Origin of the sequence: Acidimangrovimonas pyrenivorans (genome assembly GCF_042643245.1) — a bacterium.
Taxonomy (GTDB): domain Bacteria; phylum Pseudomonadota; class Alphaproteobacteria; order Rhodobacterales; family Rhodobacteraceae; genus Acidimangrovimonas; species Acidimangrovimonas pyrenivorans.
Window position 1 is genome coordinate 111902 of the sequence record NZ_JBHRSK010000018.1, and the last position, 18274, is coordinate 130175.

16 protein-coding genes are annotated in these 18274 nt (G+C 68.4%); 3 read left to right on the top strand and 13 right to left on the bottom strand.

Annotation, left to right across the window (positions count from 1 at the left end; translation table 11 throughout):
- Nucleotides 1–30 precede the first annotated feature (30 nt).
- The 8 genes from odhB to mdh all read right to left on the bottom strand — a co-directional run bounded on the left by odhB (nucleotide 31) and on the right by mdh (nucleotide 9483).
- The gene (odhB, locus tag ACFOES_RS19855) at nucleotides 31–1548 is read right to left on the bottom strand and encodes a 2-oxoglutarate dehydrogenase complex dihydrolipoyllysine-residue succinyltransferase (RefSeq protein ID WP_377835240.1); all 1518 of its coding nucleotides are present in this window, start codon (nucleotides 1546–1548) and stop codon (nucleotides 31–33) included.
- Nucleotides 1549–1552: 4 nt separating this feature from the next.
- Nucleotides 1553–4516, bottom strand: coding sequence for a 2-oxoglutarate dehydrogenase E1 component (locus ACFOES_RS19860; protein ID WP_377835242.1), 2964 nt, complete (start codon nucleotides 4514–4516; stop codon nucleotides 1553–1555).
- The gene (locus ACFOES_RS19865; protein ID WP_377835244.1) at nucleotides 4513–5049 is read right to left on the bottom strand and encodes a DUF805 domain-containing protein; all 537 of its coding nucleotides are present in this window, start codon (nucleotides 5047–5049) and stop codon (nucleotides 4513–4515) included. The genes ACFOES_RS19860 and ACFOES_RS19865 overlap by 4 nt, the downstream gene beginning before the upstream one ends.
- Before the next feature lie 16 nt (nucleotides 5050–5065).
- Entirely contained in the window at nucleotides 5066–5947 is an 882-nt protein-coding gene (gene sucD, locus ACFOES_RS19870; RefSeq protein ID WP_377835246.1) for a succinate--CoA ligase subunit alpha, read from the bottom strand.
- Between the two features lie 156 nt (nucleotides 5948–6103).
- On the bottom strand, nucleotides 6104–6343 hold the full coding sequence (locus ACFOES_RS19875; protein ID WP_377835248.1) for a hypothetical protein: 240 nt from the start codon (nucleotides 6341–6343) through the stop codon (nucleotides 6104–6106).
- 55 nt (nucleotides 6344–6398) lie between these two features.
- A complete protein-coding gene (gene sucC / locus ACFOES_RS19880; protein ID WP_377835250.1) occupies nucleotides 6399–7592 on the bottom strand; it encodes an ADP-forming succinate--CoA ligase subunit beta in 1194 nt (397 codons plus the stop codon).
- A gap of 206 nt (nucleotides 7593–7798) precedes the next feature.
- Nucleotides 7799–8521: a hypothetical protein gene (locus ACFOES_RS19885; protein WP_377835252.1), complete on the bottom strand. Its 723-nt coding sequence runs from the start codon at nucleotides 8519–8521 to the stop codon at nucleotides 7799–7801.
- On the bottom strand, nucleotides 8521–9483 hold the full coding sequence (gene mdh / locus ACFOES_RS19890) for a malate dehydrogenase (protein WP_377835254.1): 963 nt from the start codon (nucleotides 9481–9483) through the stop codon (nucleotides 8521–8523). Before mdh ends, ACFOES_RS19885 begins: the two co-directional genes overlap by 1 nt.
- Nucleotides 9484–9646: 163 nt before the next feature.
- Between mdh and ACFOES_RS19895 the strand changes: the two genes are divergently transcribed.
- Complete coding sequence (locus ACFOES_RS19895) at nucleotides 9647–10399, top strand: sulfite exporter TauE/SafE family protein (protein ID WP_377835256.1); 753 nt, start codon at nucleotides 9647–9649, stop codon at nucleotides 10397–10399.
- A gap of 13 nt (nucleotides 10400–10412) precedes the next feature.
- On the opposite strand, the gene panC is transcribed toward ACFOES_RS19895, so the two are convergent.
- Together panC and panB are read right to left on the bottom strand one after the other, a co-directional pair.
- Nucleotides 10413–11264 carry a pantoate--beta-alanine ligase gene (panC, locus tag ACFOES_RS19900; protein WP_377835258.1) on the bottom strand — a complete coding sequence of 284 codons (852 nt, stop codon included), beginning with the start codon at nucleotides 11262–11264 and terminating at the stop codon, nucleotides 10413–10415.
- The gene (gene panB, locus ACFOES_RS19905; protein ID WP_377835260.1) at nucleotides 11261–12088 is read right to left on the bottom strand and encodes a 3-methyl-2-oxobutanoate hydroxymethyltransferase; all 828 of its coding nucleotides are present in this window, start codon (nucleotides 12086–12088) and stop codon (nucleotides 11261–11263) included. Before panB ends, panC begins: the two co-directional genes overlap by 4 nt.
- Nucleotides 12089–12286: 198 nt before the next feature.
- Here panB and ACFOES_RS19910 point away from each other — a divergent pair, with 198 nt between their 5' ends.
- A complete protein-coding gene (locus ACFOES_RS19910) occupies nucleotides 12287–13759 on the top strand; it encodes an ABC transporter substrate-binding protein (RefSeq protein ID WP_377835262.1) in 1473 nt (490 codons plus the stop codon).
- A 100-nt stretch (nucleotides 13760–13859) separates the two neighbouring features.
- Nucleotides 13860–14576, top strand: a complete 717-nt coding sequence (locus tag ACFOES_RS19915) for a DUF4386 domain-containing protein (RefSeq protein ID WP_377835264.1) — start codon at nucleotides 13860–13862, stop codon at nucleotides 14574–14576.
- Here the strand turns inward: ACFOES_RS19915 and ACFOES_RS19920 are convergent.
- From ACFOES_RS19920 to ACFOES_RS19930, 3 genes are all read right to left on the bottom strand, one after another.
- The gene (locus ACFOES_RS19920) at nucleotides 14569–15531 is read right to left on the bottom strand and encodes a L,D-transpeptidase (RefSeq protein WP_377835266.1); all 963 of its coding nucleotides are present in this window, start codon (nucleotides 15529–15531) and stop codon (nucleotides 14569–14571) included. The genes ACFOES_RS19915 and ACFOES_RS19920 overlap by 8 nt on opposite strands.
- A 203-nt stretch (nucleotides 15532–15734) precedes the next feature.
- On the bottom strand, nucleotides 15735–16943 hold the full coding sequence (locus ACFOES_RS19925) for an aminopeptidase P family protein (protein WP_377835268.1): 1209 nt from the start codon (nucleotides 16941–16943) through the stop codon (nucleotides 15735–15737).
- Between the two features lie 440 nt (nucleotides 16944–17383).
- Complete coding sequence (locus tag ACFOES_RS19930; protein WP_377835270.1) at nucleotides 17384–18268, bottom strand: DMT family transporter; 885 nt, start codon at nucleotides 18266–18268, stop codon at nucleotides 17384–17386.
- Nucleotides 18269–18274 lie beyond the last annotated feature (6 nt).

An 18274-nucleotide genomic window follows, 5' to 3' on the forward strand; every position in this document is an offset into this window, starting at 1 on the left:
GCTGACATCGGCGGCCCTCCCCCGACTCACTCACAGATCCATCAGCAGGCGGCGCGGATCCTCAAGCGCCTCCTTGACGCGGACGAGGAAGGTGACCGCGCCCTTGCCGTCGACGATGCGGTGGTCGTAGCTCAGCGCCAGATACATCATCGGCCGGATCACGATCTCGCCACCGACGACCATCGGCCGTTCCTGGATCTTGTGCATGCCCAGGATGCCCGATTGCGGCGGGTTGAGGATCGGCGAGGACATCAGCGAGCCGTAGACGCCGCCGTTCGAGATGGTGAAGCTGCCGCCCTGCATCTCGGCCATCGACAGCTTGCCGTCGCGGGCGCGGGCGCCCAGTTCGGCGATCTTCTTCTCGATCGCGGCAAAGCCCATCTGGTCGGCGTCGCGCACCACCGGCACGACGAGGCCCGAGGGCGTGCCCACCGCCACGCCCATGTGGACGTAGTTCTTGTAGACGACGTCGGTGCCGTCGATCTCGGCATTGACCTCGGGAACTTCCTTGAGCGCGTGGCAGCAGGCCTTCACGAAGAAGGACATGAAGCCCAGCTTGACGCCGTGCTTCTTCTCGAACTGGCCCTTGTACTCGTTGCGCAGGTCCATGATCGCCTTCATGTCCACCTCGTTATAGGTGGTCAGCATGGCGGCGGTGTTCTGCGCGTCCTTGAGGCGGCGGGCGATGGTCTGGCGCAGCCGGGTCATCCGCACCCGCTCTTCGCGGGCGGCGTCGCCGGCCGGGACCGGGGCGCGCGGCGCGGCGGCCGGGGCCGGGGCGGCGGCAGGCGCCGGCGCCGAGGCGGCAGCGGCCAGCGCCTTCTGCACGTCCTCTTTCATGATCCGACCGTCGCGGCCGGTGCCGGTGACGGCGTCGGGCGACAGGTTGTTGTCGGCCATCAGCTTCTTGGCCGAGGGCGCATCCTCGACATCGCCCCGGGCCGGGGCGGCCGAGGTCGCGGCCTCGGGGGCCGACGGGGCGGCCGGCGCGGCGGCGGCAACGCTGCCGTCGGCCGAGATCACCGCCAGCTTGGCGGCGGCGGCGACGGTCGTGCCCTCGGGCGCAACGATCTCGGCCAGGACGCCGGCGGCGGGCGACGGCACCTCGACCGAGACCTTGTCGGTTTCCAGCTCGCACAGCATCTCGTCCTGGGCCACGGCATCGCCGACCTGCTTGAACCAGGTCGCGACGGTCGCCTCGGAGACGCTTTCGCCCAGCGTCGGCACCATCACGTCGACGGCCTTGCCCTTGCCCGCCTCGGCGCCGGCTTCGGCGGCCTTCTCCGGCGCCGGCTGCCCGGCACCGGCGCCGGCCTCGCCGATCTGCGCCAGCAGGGCGTTGACGCCGACAGTGGCGCCTTCCTCGGCCACCACCTCGGCCAGCACGCCGGCGGCCGGGCTGGGAACCTCGACCGTCACCTTGTCGGTCTCGAGCTCGCACAGCATCTCGTCCACCGCCACGGCATCGCCGGGCTTCTTGAACCAGGTGGCGACGGTCGCTTCTGAGACGCTTTCGCCCAGCGTCGGAACGCGAACTTCGGTTGCCATTCTCTTACCCCTCGATCGTCAGCGCTTCGTTCACGAGCGCCTGCTGTTGCGACTTGTGCTGGCTGGCCAGGCCCGTGGCGGGCGAGGCCGAGGCCGAGCGGCCGACATAGCGCGGCCGCTGGTGCTTGGCGCCGATGCGCGTCAGCACCCATTCGATATTCGGTTCGATGAAGGTCCAGGCGCCCTGGTTCTTGGGCTCTTCCTGGCACCAGACCATCTCGGCGCCCTTGAAGCGTTCGAGCTCCTTGACCAGCGAGATCGCCGGGAACGGATAGAACTGCTCGACCCGCATCAGGTAGACGTCGTCGATGCCGCGGGCGTCGCGCTCGGCCAGCAGGTCGTAATAGACCTTGCCCGAGCACAGCACGACGCGCTTGATCTTGTCGTCGGCGGCCAGCTTGGTCTCCGAATGGCCCTTCTCGGCATCGTCCCACAGCACGCGGTGGAAGCGCGAGCCGGTGGTGAAATCCTCGGCATCCGAGATGCAGAGCGGATGGCGCAGCAGCGATTTCGGCGTCATCAGCACCAGCGGCTTGCGGAAGCTGCGATGCAGCTGGCGGCGCAGGATGTGGAAGTAGTTCGCCGGCGTCGAGACGTTGGCGACGATCCAGTTATCCTCGGCGCAGAGCTGCAGGAAGCGTTCGAGCCGGGCCGAGCTGTGCTCGGGCCCCTGCCCTTCGAAGCCGTGCGGCAGCAGCATGACGAGGCCCGACATCCGCAGCCACTTGCGCTCGCCCGAGCTGATGAACTGGTCGAACATGATCTGCGCGCCGTTGGCGAAATCGCCGAATTGCGCCTCCCACATGGTCAGGGCGTTGGGCTCGGCCAGCGAATAGCCGTATTCGAAGCCCAGCACCGCGTATTCCGACAGCATCGAGTCGATGACCTCGTAGCGCGCCTGCCCCTCGCGGATGTTGTTGAGCGGGTAGTAGCGTTCCTCGGTCTGCTGGTCGACGAAGGCCGAATGGCGCTGACTGAAGGTGCCGCGGGTGCAGTCCTGCCCGGCCAGGCGCACCGGCCAGCCCTCGGCGACGAGGCTGCCGAAGGCCACCGCCTCGGCGGTTGCCCAGTCGAAGCCCTGGCCGGTCTCGAACATCTTGGCCTTGTGCTCGAGCTGGCGGCCCACCGTCTTGTGCAGGTGGAACCCGTCCGGCACCCGGGTCAGGGCGGTGCCGACCTCGGCCAGGGTCTCCGGCGCGATCGCGGTCTGGCCCGGCTGATACTCGGTGCCCTCGCGGTTGATGTGGCTCCAGCGACCGTCGAGCCAGTCGGCCTTGTTCGGCTTGTATTCCTTGCCCGCCTCGAACTCCTCGTTGAGCTTGGCCTGGAACGAGGCCTTCATGTCCTCGATCTCGCCTTCCGGGATCAGCCCGTCCTTGACCAGCCGTTCGGTGTAGATCTGCAGCGTCGTCTTCTGCTTCTTGATCCGGGTATACATCACCGGGTTGGTGAACATCGGCTCGTCGCCTTCGTTGTGACCGAAGCGGCGATAGCAGAAGATGTCGATGACCACGTCCTTGTGGAACTTCTGGCGGAACTCGGTGGCCACCTTGGCGGCGTGCACCACGGCCTCGGGATCGTCGCCGTTGACGTGGAAGATCGGCGCCTCGACCATCAGCGCGATGTCGGTCGGATAGGGCGACGAACGCGAGAAGCTGGGCGCGGTAGTGAAGCCGATCTGGTTGTTGACGACGATGTGGATCGTGCCGCCGGTGCGGTGGCCGACCAGGCCCGACATGCCGAAGCATTCCGCCACGACGCCCTGGCCGGCAAAGGCCGCGTCGCCATGCAGCAGCACCGGCAGCACCGCCTGGCGCTGGGTGTCGTTGAGCTGCGCCTGCTTGGCCCGGGCCTTGCCCAGCACCACCGGGTTGACGGCTTCGAGGTGCGACGGGTTGGCGGTCAGCGACAGGTGGACGGTATTGTCGTCGAAGGTCCGGTCGGACGAGGCGCCGAGGTGGTATTTCACGTCCCCCGAACCGTCGACATCCTCGGGCTTGAAGCTGCCGCCCTGGAACTCGTTGAAGATGGCGCGGTAGGGCTTGGCCAGCACGTTGGCCAGCACCGACAGGCGGCCGCGGTGCGGCATGCCGATGACGATCTCCTTGACCCCCAGCGCGCCGCCGCGCTTGATGATCTGCTCCATCGCCGGGATCAGGCTTTCGCCGCCGTCGAGGCCGAAACGCTTGGTGCCCATGTACTTGACATGGAGGAACTTCTCGAAGCCCTCGGCCTCGACCAGCTTGTTCAGGATCGCCCGCCGGCCCTCGCGGGTGAAGGTGATCTCCTTGCCGTAGCCCTCGATCCGCTCCTTCAGCCAGGCCGACTGCTCGGGGTCCGAGATGTGCATGTATTGCAGCGCAAAGGTGCCGCAATAGGTGCGCCGGACGATGTCGAGGATCTGGCGCATCGGCGCCAGCTGCAGCCCGAGCACGTTGTCGAGGAAGATCGGCCGGTCCATGTCGGCCTCGGTGAAGCCATAGGATTTCGGGTCGAGCTCGGGATGGGTGGCGCCGTCGGACAGGCGCAGCGGGTCGAGATCGGCGGCGAGGTGGCCGCGGATGCGGTAGGCGCGGATCAGCATCAGCGCCCGGATCGAATCGAGCACCGCGCGCTGGACCTGGGCATCGGTCAGGCTGACGCCGGCCTCGGACGCCTTGGCGCTGATCTTCTGCGCCGCCGCCTTGGCCTCCTTGGCGGGAGCGGCCGGCCATTCGCCGGTCAGCGCCGCGGTCAGCTCGTCGGCCGGCACCGGCGGCCAGTCGGCGCGCGCCCAGCTCGGACCGGCAGCCTGTTTCTTGGCCTCGATCTCGCTGTCGCCGAGCGACTTGAAGAACTCGGCCCAGACCGGGTCGACGCTGGCCGGATCGGTGGCGTAGCGGGCCTCGAGCTGGGCGATGTAATCGGCGTTCGCCCCGTCCAGGAAGGACGACGCGTGAAAGACGTCATTGGGCGATTGGTCGGTCATGGGGATACCTCGGATGGGTTGGGACCGTATTCGTTGGGAAAGGGTTGCGAGGGCCGGGTCAGCCACCACAGCACCAGGAAGGGGGACAGGATCAGCACCAGCACTGCCAGGCCAAGGATCACCCCCGCCAGACCGGTCAGCTCGGGACCGCCGCCGCCCATATAGGGAAAGCCGCCGGCGAGAAAGACATACATGCTGATCCCGACCATCACGATGAAGGGATAGAGCAGATACAGGCCCGAGCGGCCGGTGTCGTGCATCCGCCGCCAGCCCGCGGCCAGCGACGGCAGGAAGGTGGCCAGCGCGAAGAGCGCGCCCAGCGGCCCGTTGTCATGCGCCTCGAACCCGTATCGGCCGGGGCCGGTATGGGTCTGGAAACTGCCGGTGCCGAACAGGGCACTGTCGACGATGCCGGCCGCGATGGAGCCCAGGAAGCAGAACAGCGCGAACCACCAGAACTCGGGACGCGCGGCGCGCCCCGAGAAGGTGGCGTATTTGCGGAAACACGTTCTGATCGCGTCCGTGAACCCCATCGGGGGCGTCCTTTCCTCAGCCGATGGCCTTCAGCACCGCCTGGCCCAGCCCGGCCGGGCTGTCGGCGACGACGATGCCAGCCGATTTCATCGCTTCGATCTTGTCGTCGGCGCCGCCCTGGCCACCGGCGACGATAGCGCCGGCATGGCCCATGCGGCGGCCCGGAGGCGCCGTGCGGCCGGCGATGAAGCCGGCGACCGGCTTCTTGCGGCCGCGCTTGGCCTCGTCCTTGATGAACTGCGCCGCCTCTTCCTCGGCGGTGCCGCCGATCTCGCCGATCATGATGATCGACTCGGTCTCGTCATCGGCCAGGAACCATTCCAGCACGTCGATATGCTCGGTGCCCTTGATCGGGTCGCCGCCGATGCCGACGCAGGTCGACTGGCCCAGCCCGACATCGGTGGTCTGCTTGACCGCCTCGTAGGTCAGCGTGCCCGAGCGCGAGACGACGCCGACCGAGCCGCGCTTGTGGATGTGGCCCGGCATGATGCCGATCTTGCAGGCGTCGGGGGTGATGACGCCGGGGCAGTTCGGCCCGATCAGCACCGAGCTCGAATTGGCCAGCGCGCGCTTGACCTTCATCATGTCGAGCACCGGGATGCCCTCGGTGATGCAGACGATCAGCTCCATCTCGGCGTCGATCGCCTCGAGGATCGAGTCGGCGGCAAACGGCGGCGGCACGTAGATCACCGAGGCGTTGGCCTCGGTCTTGGCCTTGGCCTCGTGCACCGAGTTGAAGACCGGCAGGTCGAGATGGCTCTGCCCGCCCTTGCCGGGGGTCACGCCGCCGACCATCTTGGTGCCGTAGGCGATGGCCTGCTCGGTGTGGAACGTGCCCTGGCTGCCGGTCAGACCCTGGCAGATGACACGGGTATTTTCGTCGACGAGTACGGCCATAGGGCCCTCCTGATCTGTCTGTCCTGCGGGGCGCGCCGCGGGCGACGCGCGAAATTCACGGCTGAGTTCATCACCGCCCCGCCGCCGCGGGGCGGCGGGCCGTCTAGGTCATGGGCGGGTCGTGCAGCCGTCACGCCCCGCCGAAGAGCGTGCCGCTCAGGGCGTCATCTTCTCGCCCGTGGGCGTGATCGAGGGATCCGCGTAGTCGATCTTCTGCGGCCCGCAGCGCACCGGCATCGACTCGCTGCCCTGCATGTATTTCTGGGCAACAGGGTCGAGGTTCGGGCAGGAGGTGCTGCCCGTGTAGGTGTGCGGGGTCACCCCGACGCCGCAGCCCGCAAGCGCGAGGCAGCCAATGGCCGCAACGACTGCAGCGCGTGGAAGGTGGATCCTCATCCGTTACACTCCTCTGTGGTAAACCTGATACTGGATACCGGGACGTGCGGCGGTGTTATCCTTTCACCGCCTTCACGATCTTCTCGGCCGCGTCGGACAGGTCGTCCGCGGCGATGACGTTGAGCCCGGAGGTCGAGATGATCTCCTTGCCCAGGTCGACATTGGTGCCTTCGAGGCGCACGACCAGCGGCACCTGCAGCCCGACTTCCTTGACCGCGGCGATGACGCCCTCGGCGATGATGTCGCAGCGCATGATGCCGCCGAAGATGTTCACCAGGATGCCCTTCACATTCGGGTCCGAGGTGATGATCTTGAAGGCTTCGGTCACCTTCTCCTTGGTCGCGCCGCCGCCGACGTCGAGGAAGTTGGCCGGCTCGGCGCCGTAGAGCTTGATGATGTCCATCGTCGCCATCGCCAGGCCGGCACCGTTGACCATGCAGCCGATCTCGCCGTCGAGCGCGATGTAGTTCAGGTCGAATTTCGAGGCGGCCAGTTCCTTCGGGTCTTCCTCGGTCTCGTCGCGCAGCGCGGCGATGTCGGGCTGGCGGTAGAGCGCGTTGCCGTCGAAGCCCATCTTGCAGTCGAGGCACTTGAGGTCGCCCGACGGCATCAGGATCAGCGGGTTGATCTCGAGCATCTCCGCGTCCTTCTCGATGAAGCACTTGTAGAGCTTGCCCAGAAGATCGACGCATTTGCCGACCTGCTTGCCGGTCAGGCCGAGCGCGAAGGCGACGCGGCGGCCGTGGAACGGCTGGATGCCGGTGGCCGGGTCGATCGAGAAGGACAGGATCTTCTCGGGCGTCGAGGCGGCGACCTCCTCGATGTCCATGCCGCCCTCGGTCGAGGTGACGACGCTGACGCGGCTGGTCTTGCGGTCGATCAGCAGCGCCAGGTAGAACTCCTGCTCGATGTCCGAGCCGTCCTCGATATAGATCCGGTTGACCTGCTTGCCGGCCGGGCCGGTCTGGTGCGTCACCAGGGTGCGGCCGAGCATCTGATGCGCCATCTCGGCGGCTTCCTCGACCGATTTGGCCAGCCGCACGCCGCCCTTCTCGCCCGCCGAGGCTTCCTTGAAATGGCCCTTGCCGCGGCCGCCGGCGTGGATCTGCGCCTTGACCACCCAGAGCGGGCCGTCAAGCTCGCCCGCCGCGGTCTTGGCCTCATCCGCGCGCAGCACCACCCGGCCGTCGGAAACCGGGGCGCCGTAGCTGCGCAGAAGGGCTTTCGCCTGGTATTCATGGATGTTCATGAACCTGTCCCATCGGTTGAGAATTTTCACAGGCTATTCGCACATCCCGACAGGGGGAAAAACGAATTTCTTCGTGATTCCCCGGGTTCGGGCGAAATTAGCGACTTTTGTGATCACACCTTTTCAGGGCGCGATCACAAACCGGCATCGACAGGGCGGAACCGGCGAGTCGGCACCCCGTCTGCGGCCTGCCGCCGCAGGCGCGGTCAGTCCGGATGGCGTGCGCGCCAGGCCGTGCACCAGGCATGGACCGCGTAGTCCGGCGCCAGCCAGGCGGTCAGCGCGGCGCGGGCCGGTTCCGACAGCGGCGGCGCGGCGGCAGGACTGCGATGGGCGCCGACCGGATCGCGCGGCGCTTCCAGTTCCGGCGCCAGCCCCAGCCGGCGCTTCAACCGGGCAATGTCGGTGTCGAAACTCTCGGTCGCGCCGATAAAGCCCAGCCGCGGGACGAGCCGGTCGAGCAGCTCGGGGCCGCCGAGGAAATGGGCCAGCCCGTCCCGGGTATGCTGGATCGCCGCCAGCGCCGCCAGCGCCTCGGGCTCGTCCCGCGCCAGCGCCCGGCCGAGCGCGTCGGGGCTGTCGTAGCGGCTGAAGGCGGCGCGCTCGCCGGCGCTCCACGGGATGTCGAAACGCGGCCGGCCCCGGCGCTGGCGGCTGACAAAGCCCGAGACCAGCCGGTCGAGCGGATCGCGGATGAAAAAGCCCAGCTCCGCGTGCGGGAACTGCGCCGCGGCCTCGGCCAGGGTGACGGAATGGGAAAGGATGCGGAACGGGCGCTGGCCGGTCGCCTCGACCTGGGCGCGCAGCAGGCCCCTCAGGGCCGTGCCCCCCGTCTTGCCGATATGCAGGAAGACGATCCGCCGGGTCGCGTTGCCGGGGGCAGAGGGGGTCCGGGCCGGCCCTGGCCCGCCCGAACCCGAAAGCGTCATCAGGCCAGCGACGGGTCGATGCCCTTGCAGGCCTCGACCAGGCCCTTCACCGCGTCGACCGACTTCTGGAACATCGCCTGTTCGTCGCGGTTGAGCTTGATGTCGATGATCTTCTCGATCCCGTTCGCGCCGATCACGGTCGGGGCGCCGACATAGAGGCCGTTCAGGCCCAGCGCGCCGTCGACATAGGCGGCGCAGGGCAGGACGCGCTTCTGGTCCTTCAGATAGGCCTCGGCCATCTCGATCGCCGAGGTGGCGGGGGCATAGAAGGCCGAGCCGGTCTTGAGCAGGCCGACGATCTCGGCGCCGCCGTCACGGGTGCGCTGGACGATCGCGTCGAGCTTCTCCTGGCTGGTCCAGCCCATCTCGATCAGGTCGGGCAGCGGGATGCCGCCAACGGTCGAATAGCGGACCAGCGGCACCATGGTATCGCCGTGGCCGCCCAGCACGAAGGCGGTGACGTCTTTCATCGACACGCCGAACTCGACCGACAGGAAGTGGCGGAAGCGGGCCGAGTCGAGCACGCCGGCCATGCCGCAGACCTTCTCGCGCGGCAGGCCCGAGAATTCGCGCAGCGCCCAGACCATCGCGTCGAGCGGGTTGGTGATGCAGATCACGAAGGCGTTGGGGGCATGGGCCTTGATGCCCTCGCCGACCGATTTCATGACCTTGAGGTTGATGCCCAGCAGATCGTCGCGGCTCATGCCCGGCTTGCGCGGCACGCCGGCGGTGACGATGCAGACATCGGCGCCGGCGATGTCGGCATAGTCGTTGGTGCCCTTGAGCACGGCATCGAAGCCCTCGGCGGGACCGGATTCAGCGATGTCGAGCGCCTTACCCTGCGGGGTGCCTTCAGCGATGTCGAACATGACGACGTCGCCCAGTTCCTTGATCGCGGCGAGATGGGCGAGCGTGCCGCCGATCTGTCCCGCACCGATAAGGGCGATCTTGGGTCTGGCCATGGGATTGATCTCCGGGTCGGTTGATATCGGGCGGATGCGTAGTCCTTCCCGGCGCGGCGTGCAAGTGTGCTGCGGTGCGGCACCGCCCGGGCCCGGCTCTGGCGGCGCTTGGCCGTTTGCGCTAAAGCGGACCCAAACCCTTGGGAACACGGGCGCGCGCGGCATGACATTCGACCTGACCTTCTTCGCGCTGGCGATCCCGGCGGTGGTTTTCGCCGGCATCTCGAAGGGCGGTTTCGGCAGCGGCGCGGCCTTCGCGGCGACGCCGATTCTGGCGCTGATCCTGACGCCGGGACAGGCGCTCGGCCTGATGCTGCCGCTGTTGATGGTAATGGATATCTCGACCCTGCGGCCCTATTGGCGGCGCTGGGACAGCGCCGCGGCGCGGCTGCTGATCCTCGGCGCCGTACCCGGCATCGCGCTGGCGGCGGCGCTCTACCACCTGACCAATCCGGACGTGTTCCGGCTGCTGATCGGCGCGCTCGCGCTCGGCTTCGTCGCCTTCCAGCTGGCCGGGCGGAGCGGGTTGCTGAAGCTCTCGCGGCGTCCGGTCGGGCCGCTCTACGGGCTGGTCTCGGGCAGCATCGCCGGTTTCACCAGCTTCGTCAGCAATGCCGGCGGGCCGCCGGCGGCGATCTACCTGCTGCGCCGCGGCATCGGCAAGACCACCTACCAGGCGACGACGGTGCTGGTGTTCTGGGTCGTCAACATCCTGAAATTCCTGCCCTTCCTCTATCTCGGCATTTTCAGCCGGGACACGGTGACGGCAGATATCCTGCTCGCCCCCTTCGCCGTGCTGGGCGCCTGGCTGGGGGTCAAGGCGCATCACCGCGTGCCCGAGCGCGCCTTCTTCGCCCTGACCTACATCCTGCTCGCCTGCACCGGGGCCAAGCTGATCTGGGACGCCCTGGCCTGAGGGCGCGGCGCCCCTACCCCGGCAGCACCGCGATATTGTCGATCAGCCGGACCTCGCCCAGATGCGCCGCCGCCAGCAGCCGCGCCGGACGGTCGAGCCGCTCCAGCGGCGCCAGCCCCTCGGCGCTGCGCAGTTCCAGATACTCGACCGAGGCATAGCCCGCCGCGACGATCGCCTGCAGCGCCGCGTCCAGCGCCTCGGCCACCGGCCGGCCGCCGACGATCTCCTCGGCCGCCGCCGCCATCGCCCGGTGCAGCGCCGGGGCGATGGCCCGGTCGGCGTCACCCAGGCGGCGGTTGCGCGACGACAGCGCCAGACCGTCGGCCTCGCGCACCGTCGCGCAGCCGGTGATCTCGATGGGAAGGTTCAGATCCGCCACCAGCCGGCGCACGACCTGCAGCTGCTGCCAGTCCTTCTCGCCGAAATAGGCGCGGTCGGCACGGGTCATGCCGAACAGTTTCGACACCACCGTGGCGACGCCGTCGAAATGGCCCGGCCGGCCGGCGCCGCAGAGCCCTTCGCTGACGCCGCTGACCGAGACCTTGGTGGAAAAGCCCTCCGGATAGACCTCGTCCAGCGCCGGCGCGAAGATGACGTCGACCCCCTCGGGCGCCAGCAGGGCGGCGTCGCCCTCTTCGCTGCGCGGGTATTTCTCGAGATCGGCCGGGTTGTTGAACTGCTTCGGGTTGACGAAGATCGTCACGATCACCCGGTCGCAGCCCGCCCGCGCGGCGCGGACGAGGCTGAGATGGCCTTCATGCAGCGCGCCCATGGTCGGCACCACGCCGACGCGCGCGCCGGCGGCGCGCCAATCCGCCACCAGCGCCCGCAGATCGGCGACCCTGCGCAGGATCGGCGGCGTCATTTGCCTTTCCCTTCATCCGAGAAGACATGCTCGGGCGCCGGGAAGGTGCGGGCGCGGACCTCCTCGGCATAGGCGGCGATGGCCTTCTCGGCCTCGGCGCCCAGCTCGGCATAACGCTTGACGAATTTCGGCTGGAACTCGGTGAACAGGCCGAGCATGTCGTCGATCACCAGGATCTGGCCGTCGCAGGCCGGCGAGGCGCCGATGCCGATGGTCGGGATCGCGACCTCTTCGGTGATCCGGCGCGACAGGCTTTCCGGCAGCTTCTCGAGCACGACCGAGAACGCCCCGGCCTCGGCCACGGCGCGGGCATCGGCCAGCACCTTGTCGGCCTCGGCGCCGCGGCCCTGCACCTTGTAGCCGCCCAGGGTGTTGAACGATTGCGGGGTTAGGCCGATATGGGCCATCACCGGCACGCCGCGGGCGACAAGGAAGGCGATGGTCTCGGCCATGTGCACGCCGCCTTCCAGCTTGACCGCCGCCGCGCCGGTCTCGGCCATCAGCCGCGCGGCGTTGCGGAAGGCCTGCTGCGGGCTTTCCTCGTAGCTGGCAAACGGCATGTCGACCACCAGCATCGCCTGTTTCAGCCCGCGCGCCACGGCGCGGCCGTGCAGGCTCATCATCTCCATCGTCACGCCCAGGGTCGAGGGCAGGCCATGCAGCACCATGCCGACACTGTCGCCGACCAGGACGATGTCGCAATGGGGATCGACCAACTGGGCGACGGGGGTGGTGTAGGCGGTCAGACAGACCAGCGGCGTGCCCCCCTTGCGGGCACGGATCTTCGCGGGGCTGGGCGGCGGGGTGACGGCGCTTACGCTCATTTTCGGGCTCTCTCCTCCTGACGGGCCGGCGCCTGTTTAGCGCCTGCTGCAGCGCAACACCAGCTTCTGCGCTGCGGCATGCCCAGGAAACGGGCGCTCCGGCCGGTTTCGTGCCCGGGTTTTCACCGCGCTTGATCCGTGGCGCCAAGCCGTGGATCATGACGGGATCGCCCGGGCGCGATCCACAGGGGAGCACAGATGTTCAACCGTCTCAGACTGACCGCCGCCGCGCTGGCGCTTTGCGCCACCCCGGCCTTCGCCGCGCAGGACACGATCACCATCGGCATGGTGCTCGAACCGCCGAACCTCGACCCGACCGCCGGCGCCGCCGCCGCCATCGACGAGGTCACCTATGCCAATATCTTCGAGGGCCTGACCCGCTTCGGCCCCGACGGCTCGATCCAGCCCGACCTGGCGAAAAGCTGGGACGTGAGCGAGGACGGCAAGGTCTGGACCTTCCATCTCCAGGACGGGGTGACGTTCCATGACGGCACGCCGATGACGGCCGAAGACGTCAAGTTCAGCCTCGACCGTGCCCGGGCCAAGGATTCCGCCAATGCCCAGAAGGCGTTGTTCGCCGGCATCGACAGCGTCGACGTGGTCGATCCGCTGACCGTCAAGGTGACGCTGAAACAGCCCAACGGCAACTTCGCCTTCAACATGGCCTGGGGCGACGCCGTCATCGTCTCGCCCAAGTCGATCGACCACGAGGCCACCGACCCGATCGGCACCGGCCCGTTCAAGTTCGTCGACTGGGTCAAGGGCGACCGCGTCGATATCGCCCGCTACCCCGGCTACTGGGGCGCGCCGGCCAAGCTGTCGAAGGCGACCTTCAAGTTCATCTCCGACCCGACCGCCGCCTTCGCGGCGATGATGGCCGGCGATGTCGACGCCTTCCCGAACTTCCCGGCCCCCGAGACGCTGGAGCAGTTCAAGGCCGACCCGCGCTTCAAGGTCATCGTCGGCTCGACCGAGGGCGAGACCATCCTGGCGATGAACAACCGCAACCCGCCGCTCGACAACGTCAAGGTGCGCGAGGCGATCGCCCATGCCATCAACCGCGCCGACATCATCAACGGGGCGATGTTCGGCTACGGCACCCCGATCGGCACCCATTTCGCGCCGCACAACCCCGACTACGTCGACCTGACCGGCCTGTCGAAATACGACCCCGCGCTGTCGAAGAAGCTGCTGGCCGAGGCCGGGGTGACCAACCTCAAGCTGCGGCTCGCCCTGCCGCCGCCGACCTATGCCCGCCGCGGCGGCGAGATCATCGCGGCCGAGCTCAAGAAGGTGGGGATCGACACCGAGGTGACCAATGTCGAATGGGCGCAATGGCTCAAGCAGGTGTTCAAGGACCACGATTTCGACCTGACCATCGTCAGCCATACCGAGCCGATGGATATCGGGATCTACGCCCGGCCTGACTACTATTTCGGCTATGACAACCCGGACTTCCAGAAGCTGATCGCCAAGCTCGACGTCACCTCCGACCCGGCGGAACGCTCTGCGCTGCTGAAGGAGGCGCAGACGATCATCGCCAAGGATTACGTCAACGCCTACCTGTTCCAGCTCGCCAAGACCGGGGTCGCGAATGCCAAGATCGAGGGGCTGTGGAAGAACGCCCCGACCCAGGCCAACGACCTGACCAAGGTCTACTGGCAGGACTGACCGCGCGACAGCCGCGGACGGGCCGCCTTGACCCGGCGGCCCGTTTTCATTTCAAAGCCCTTGTTTTCAGCCATCAGTTTCCGCCCGCCAGGAGTTTCCGATGCCTTCCCTTGCCCCCAACCCGCAGCGCCTCGCCCGCCTCGCCGGGCTGCTCTACCTCGCCATCATCGTCCTCGGCATCGGCGCCGAGCTGGCGATCCGGGCGCCGCTGATCGTGCCGGGCGACGCGGCGGCGACGGCGGCGAACGTCCTGGCGCATCAGGGGTTGTTCCGGCTCGGGCTGGCGGCGGATGCGGCGATGGCGCTCTGTGACGTGGCGCTGGCGCTGCTGCTCTACGCGCTCTTGCGCCCGGCCGGGCCGCTGCTGGCGATGACGGCGACCGCGTTCCGGCTGGTCCAGACCGCAGTGATTGCCGCCAACCTGCTGAATTTCAACGCCGCGCTGATGCTGCTGACCCGGGGCGAGGCGCTTGGCGGCCTCGATGCCGCCCAGCGCGAGACGCTGGCGATGCTGGCGCTGGAGAACCACGGTATCGGCTATGACATCGGGTTGGCCTTCTTCGCCCTCAATTGCCTGATCCTCGGCCTGCTGCTGTTCCGCTCGGGCTATTTCCCGCGCCTGCTCGGCCCGCTGATGGGCGTGGCCGGGCTGGTCTACCTGACCGGCAGTTCCCTGCGGCTGCTGGCGCCGGGCCTCTACGAGGCGTTCAGCCCGGCCTACGGCCTGTGCCTGCTGGCCGAGCTGAGCCTGTGCCTGTGGCTGCTGATCCGCGGCGTCAACATGGCGCGGTGGCCGGCGCAGGCGCGCGTCAGTTGATCACCTTGTAGGTCGAGGGATCGGGCGGCAGGGTCGCGCTCGAGACACCGGTCGGCGTCACCGTGGTGTCGGCCACGGTGCTGGCCGTGCTTCCACCCGTCGCCTGGCTGGCCGAGGCCAGCGCCGCGTCGGTGGCGGCCGAGGTCGAATCGAGCACCGCGTTGGCGGTCGGCCCGGTGACCACGGTGTCGGGATCGCTCACCGGCTTGAGCAGCCCGGTCGGCCCCTCGGTGAAGCTGCCCTCGTATTTCAGCGATTCCGCCAGGGTCCGGACATGGACATGGGCGCCCTTCGGCACCCGGTCGAACAGGTCGATGGCATCCTGGTTGAACAGCCGGATGCAGCCGGCCGAGGTCGCCCGGCCGATGGTCGAGGGGTTGTTGGTGCCGTGGATCCGGTAATAGGTGTCGCGCTTACCGTTGTAGAGATAGAGCGCGCGGGCGCCGAGCGGGTTCTCGATCCCGCCGTCGAGGCCCTGGGCATAATCGCCGTATTTCTCGGGCTCGGTCTTGAGCATGTTGCGGGTCGGCTGCCAGTGCGGCCATTCCTGCTTGCGGCCGATGGTGGCGTCGCCGGAATAGCCCTTGCCCTCGCGGCCGACGGCGATGCCGTAGCGCATCGCCATGCCGTTCTCCATCACCAGGTAAAGCCGCCGGGCATAGGGATCGACGACGATGGTGCCGGCCGGCTCGGGCCCGTTGTAATAGACCAGCGTGCGGGCATTCGAGCCCAGCAGGTAGCCCGGGTTGATGGCGTCGATGGTGATGCCGTTATCCTCCATCGTGCCATAGCGGGCGACGGTGGCGGGATCGGGGGCCTGGACCGCCGGCGTCTTGGGGTCGGGCGCATCCGGCTGGGAAGCGCAGGCGGCCACGCCCAGCACCAGCGCCAGGGCGGCGACGGCACGCAGGGGCCGGAAGGCTTGGGCCGGACGGCTCGGCTCGGCAAGAGTCATCTGGTCGTGTCCTTTCTCTCGTCCTTCCCGGCCGCGGGCCGGGCTTCGGGTTTCGCGCATCTGCGCCGCGTGCTGCCACAGCGTCAAGACCCGTGGCCCGCGGGGGCCACGCAGCGCGGCCTCCCGGCAACGCCGTCCGGCCCGGCCGCCGGCGGTTTCCCGCCCGCGCGCCCGGCCGGAACGGCCTGATAAGCGTCGGCTTTTCAGCCCACCACGTTGTAGCCGGGCCCATAGGGATAGCCGGTGATATTCTCCGGCCCGTTTTCGCCTATCACCACAATGTCATGCTCGCGATACCCCCCGGCACCGGGCTGGCCCCGCGGAATGGTCAGCATCGGCTCCATCGAGATCACCATACCCGGTTCGAGCACGGTGTCGATATCCTCGCGCAGCTCGAGCCCGGCCTCGCGGCCGTAATAGTGGCTCAGGACGCCGAAACTGTGGCCATAGCCGAAGGTCCGGTATTGCAGCAGGTCGCGCTCGGCGAGGAAATCGTTGATCTGCGACGTGATCTCGGCGCAGCTCGCCCCCGGCTGCAGCAGGCCGAGCCCGTATTCGTGGGCGGCGACATTGGCCTGCCAGATCTCCAGGCTGGCCGCGTCGGGCTCGCCCAGGAACAGGGTCCGCTCCAGGGCGGTGTAGTAGCCCGAGATCATCGGGAAGGTATTGAGGCTGAGGATGTCGCCGCGCTTGAGCTTGCGGCCGGTCACCGGGTTGTGGGCGCCGTCGGTGTTCAGCCCCGACTGGAACCAGACCCAGGTATCGCGATACTCGGCTTCCGGGAAACGCCTGGCGATCTCCAGCTCCATCGCGTCGCGGCCGGCCATGGCGATGTCGATCTCGCGCGCGCCGTCGCGGATCGCCTCGCGGATGGCGTAGCCGCCGACATCCGCCACCGCCGCGCCGGCGCGGATCAGCGCGATCTCGGCCTCCGACTTGACCATCCGCTGCGCCATCGTGGCCGGCGAGATGTCCATGCCGCGCTTGGGCTTGAGGAAGGCGCCCAGCTTTTCCGACTGGACCAGCGTCAGGTGGTCGGCCTCGACCCCCACCGCCTTGCCGGTGCCGGCGACATGGGCGACCGCGCGCCAGAAATTGTCGCGCGCCCAGTCGGTATAGGTCAGCGCGTCGCCATGGCTGCGGCGCCAGGGCTGGCCGGCATCGATGCCGGCGGCGATGGTGACGCAGGCGTCGCGGGTGACGACGCAGGCATAGGGCCGGCCGAAGGCGCAGTAGAGAAAGCCGGAATAATAGGCGGTATTCTGCATCGAGGTGAGGACGACCGCGTCGAGCTCGTGCATCTCGAGGATGTCGCGCAGCCCTTCCAGCCGGCTCTCGTATTCCTCGGGCGCGAAGGGCAGCGCCGCCTTGTCGCCGTTGTGGAAGCGGTAGAATTCGGGACGTTCCGTCATGTCAGACCTCCTGAAGGGGGCCTCGGCGGCGCCGGGCCCCGAAAGATCCCGGCGTGCAGGACGAGAAAGGGCGGGAGCATCTCTCCCCGTGACGACGCCATCGCCACCGGCCCGGGCGCAGAATGCGGCGGCGCGGCGCGGCTGGCAAGGGGGAATGGCGCGCCCCCGTACGGTCCAAAATGCCGGGCAGAGGAGGCCCGCCAATCGCACTTGAGGCGCCGACCGATCTTGTCTGTTGGCACACCCTGCGCAGGGCGAGCGCCGGTCCGTGGGGTGGCGCCTCCAACTTTGGAATGGCGCGCTTCATGGTAGCCAAGCCCCTCCTAACTCCGAGCGTTGCGCGCGGGTCCCCAAAGCGCCAGCCCGCCGGGACGGGCGGGCGCTCGCCCTGCGCGTTTCACGCGCGCACCGGGCGGAATAGTGCTCCGAACGCCGCGCCTTCACTCCTCCTTCAACAGCAGCACCAGCGCCAGCGCGGTCAGCGCCACGCCGATCGCCACCCGGCCCGGCGGCAGGCCGTGGCCCAGCGCCATCTGCCACAGGATCACCCAGCTCGGCGTCAGGTAGGTATAGGCCATCACCTTCGCGGCCGGCAGCCGCAGCGCCGCGTATTGCAGCAGCACGAAGGTCCAGGCGCTGGCGAAGATCGAGATGTAGATCAGCGTGATCCAGACGATACCCGGCAGGTGGGCCCAGTCCGTCGCCCGGATGTCGTTCCAGCCCCAGGCGACGAGGATGACGAAACCGGCCACGTTCATGCCGAAGGAGAACACGATCGGCGGCTCGCCCCGGTTCAGCTTGCGCACCATCGGGGTATAGATCGCGTGGGCGATGCAGCCGAGGAAATAGATCGCCTCGCCGCGGCCGATCTCGAACCGCGCCGCCAGCTGCGGATCGCCGCGGAAGATCACCCACAGCGCCCCCAGCGCCCCGATCGCCAGCCCGCCGGCGATCCGCGCGGTGGTGATCTGGCGCAGCAGCAACCAGCCGAAGCCCGCCGCCATCACCGGCGTCAGGGTGAAGACGGCCGCGGCCGAGACCGGGGCGGCCGTCTTCAGCCCCTCGAACATCAGCACGAAATAGGCCGCGAACAGCCCGCCCAGCACGGCATAGCGCCACGGCGCCCGCAGGGCGCTGCGCGGCAGCCCCGTCGTCGCCATCATCGCGGCGCCGATCACTACCCCGGCGATCAGGAACCGCGCCGCGTTGAGCGCCGCCGGCGGGATCTCGTTGGCCGCCATCGCGCCGAGGCTGAACGACCCGGCGACCAGCGCCGAGAACAGCAGCATCGCCAGGTGGCCGCGGATCGACTCGTTGTCCCTCACACCCGT

Coding starts and splice junctions, on each gene's coding strand:
- odhB (WP_377835240.1), bottom strand. CDS start 1,548: ATGGCAACCGAAGTTCGCGTTCCGACGCTGGGCGAAAGCGTCTCAGAA.
- ACFOES_RS19860 (WP_377835242.1), bottom strand. CDS start 4,516: ATGACCGACCAATCGCCCAATGACGTCTTTCACGCGTCGTCCTTCCTG.
- ACFOES_RS19865 (WP_377835244.1), bottom strand. CDS start 5,049: ATGGGGTTCACGGACGCGATCAGAACGTGTTTCCGCAAATACGCCACC.
- sucD (WP_377835246.1), bottom strand. CDS start 5,947: ATGGCCGTACTCGTCGACGAAAATACCCGTGTCATCTGCCAGGGTCTG.
- ACFOES_RS19875 (WP_377835248.1), bottom strand. CDS start 6,343: ATGAGGATCCACCTTCCACGCGCTGCAGTCGTTGCGGCCATTGGCTGC.
- sucC (WP_377835250.1), bottom strand. CDS start 7,592: ATGAACATCCATGAATACCAGGCGAAAGCCCTTCTGCGCAGCTACGGC.
- ACFOES_RS19885 (WP_377835252.1), bottom strand. CDS start 8,521: ATGACGCTTTCGGGTTCGGGCGGGCCAGGGCCGGCCCGGACCCCCTCT.
- mdh (WP_377835254.1), bottom strand. CDS start 9,483: ATGGCCAGACCCAAGATCGCCCTTATCGGTGCGGGACAGATCGGCGGC.
- ACFOES_RS19895 (WP_377835256.1), top strand. CDS start 9,647: ATGACATTCGACCTGACCTTCTTCGCGCTGGCGATCCCGGCGGTGGTT.
- panC (WP_377835258.1), bottom strand. CDS start 11,264: ATGACGCCGCCGATCCTGCGCAGGGTCGCCGATCTGCGGGCGCTGGTG.
- panB (WP_377835260.1), bottom strand. CDS start 12,088: ATGAGCGTAAGCGCCGTCACCCCGCCGCCCAGCCCCGCGAAGATCCGT.
- ACFOES_RS19910 (WP_377835262.1), top strand. CDS start 12,287: ATGTTCAACCGTCTCAGACTGACCGCCGCCGCGCTGGCGCTTTGCGCC.
- ACFOES_RS19915 (WP_377835264.1), top strand. CDS start 13,860: ATGCCTTCCCTTGCCCCCAACCCGCAGCGCCTCGCCCGCCTCGCCGGG.
- ACFOES_RS19920 (WP_377835266.1), bottom strand. CDS start 15,531: ATGACTCTTGCCGAGCCGAGCCGTCCGGCCCAAGCCTTCCGGCCCCTG.
- ACFOES_RS19925 (WP_377835268.1), bottom strand. CDS start 16,943: ATGACGGAACGTCCCGAATTCTACCGCTTCCACAACGGCGACAAGGCG.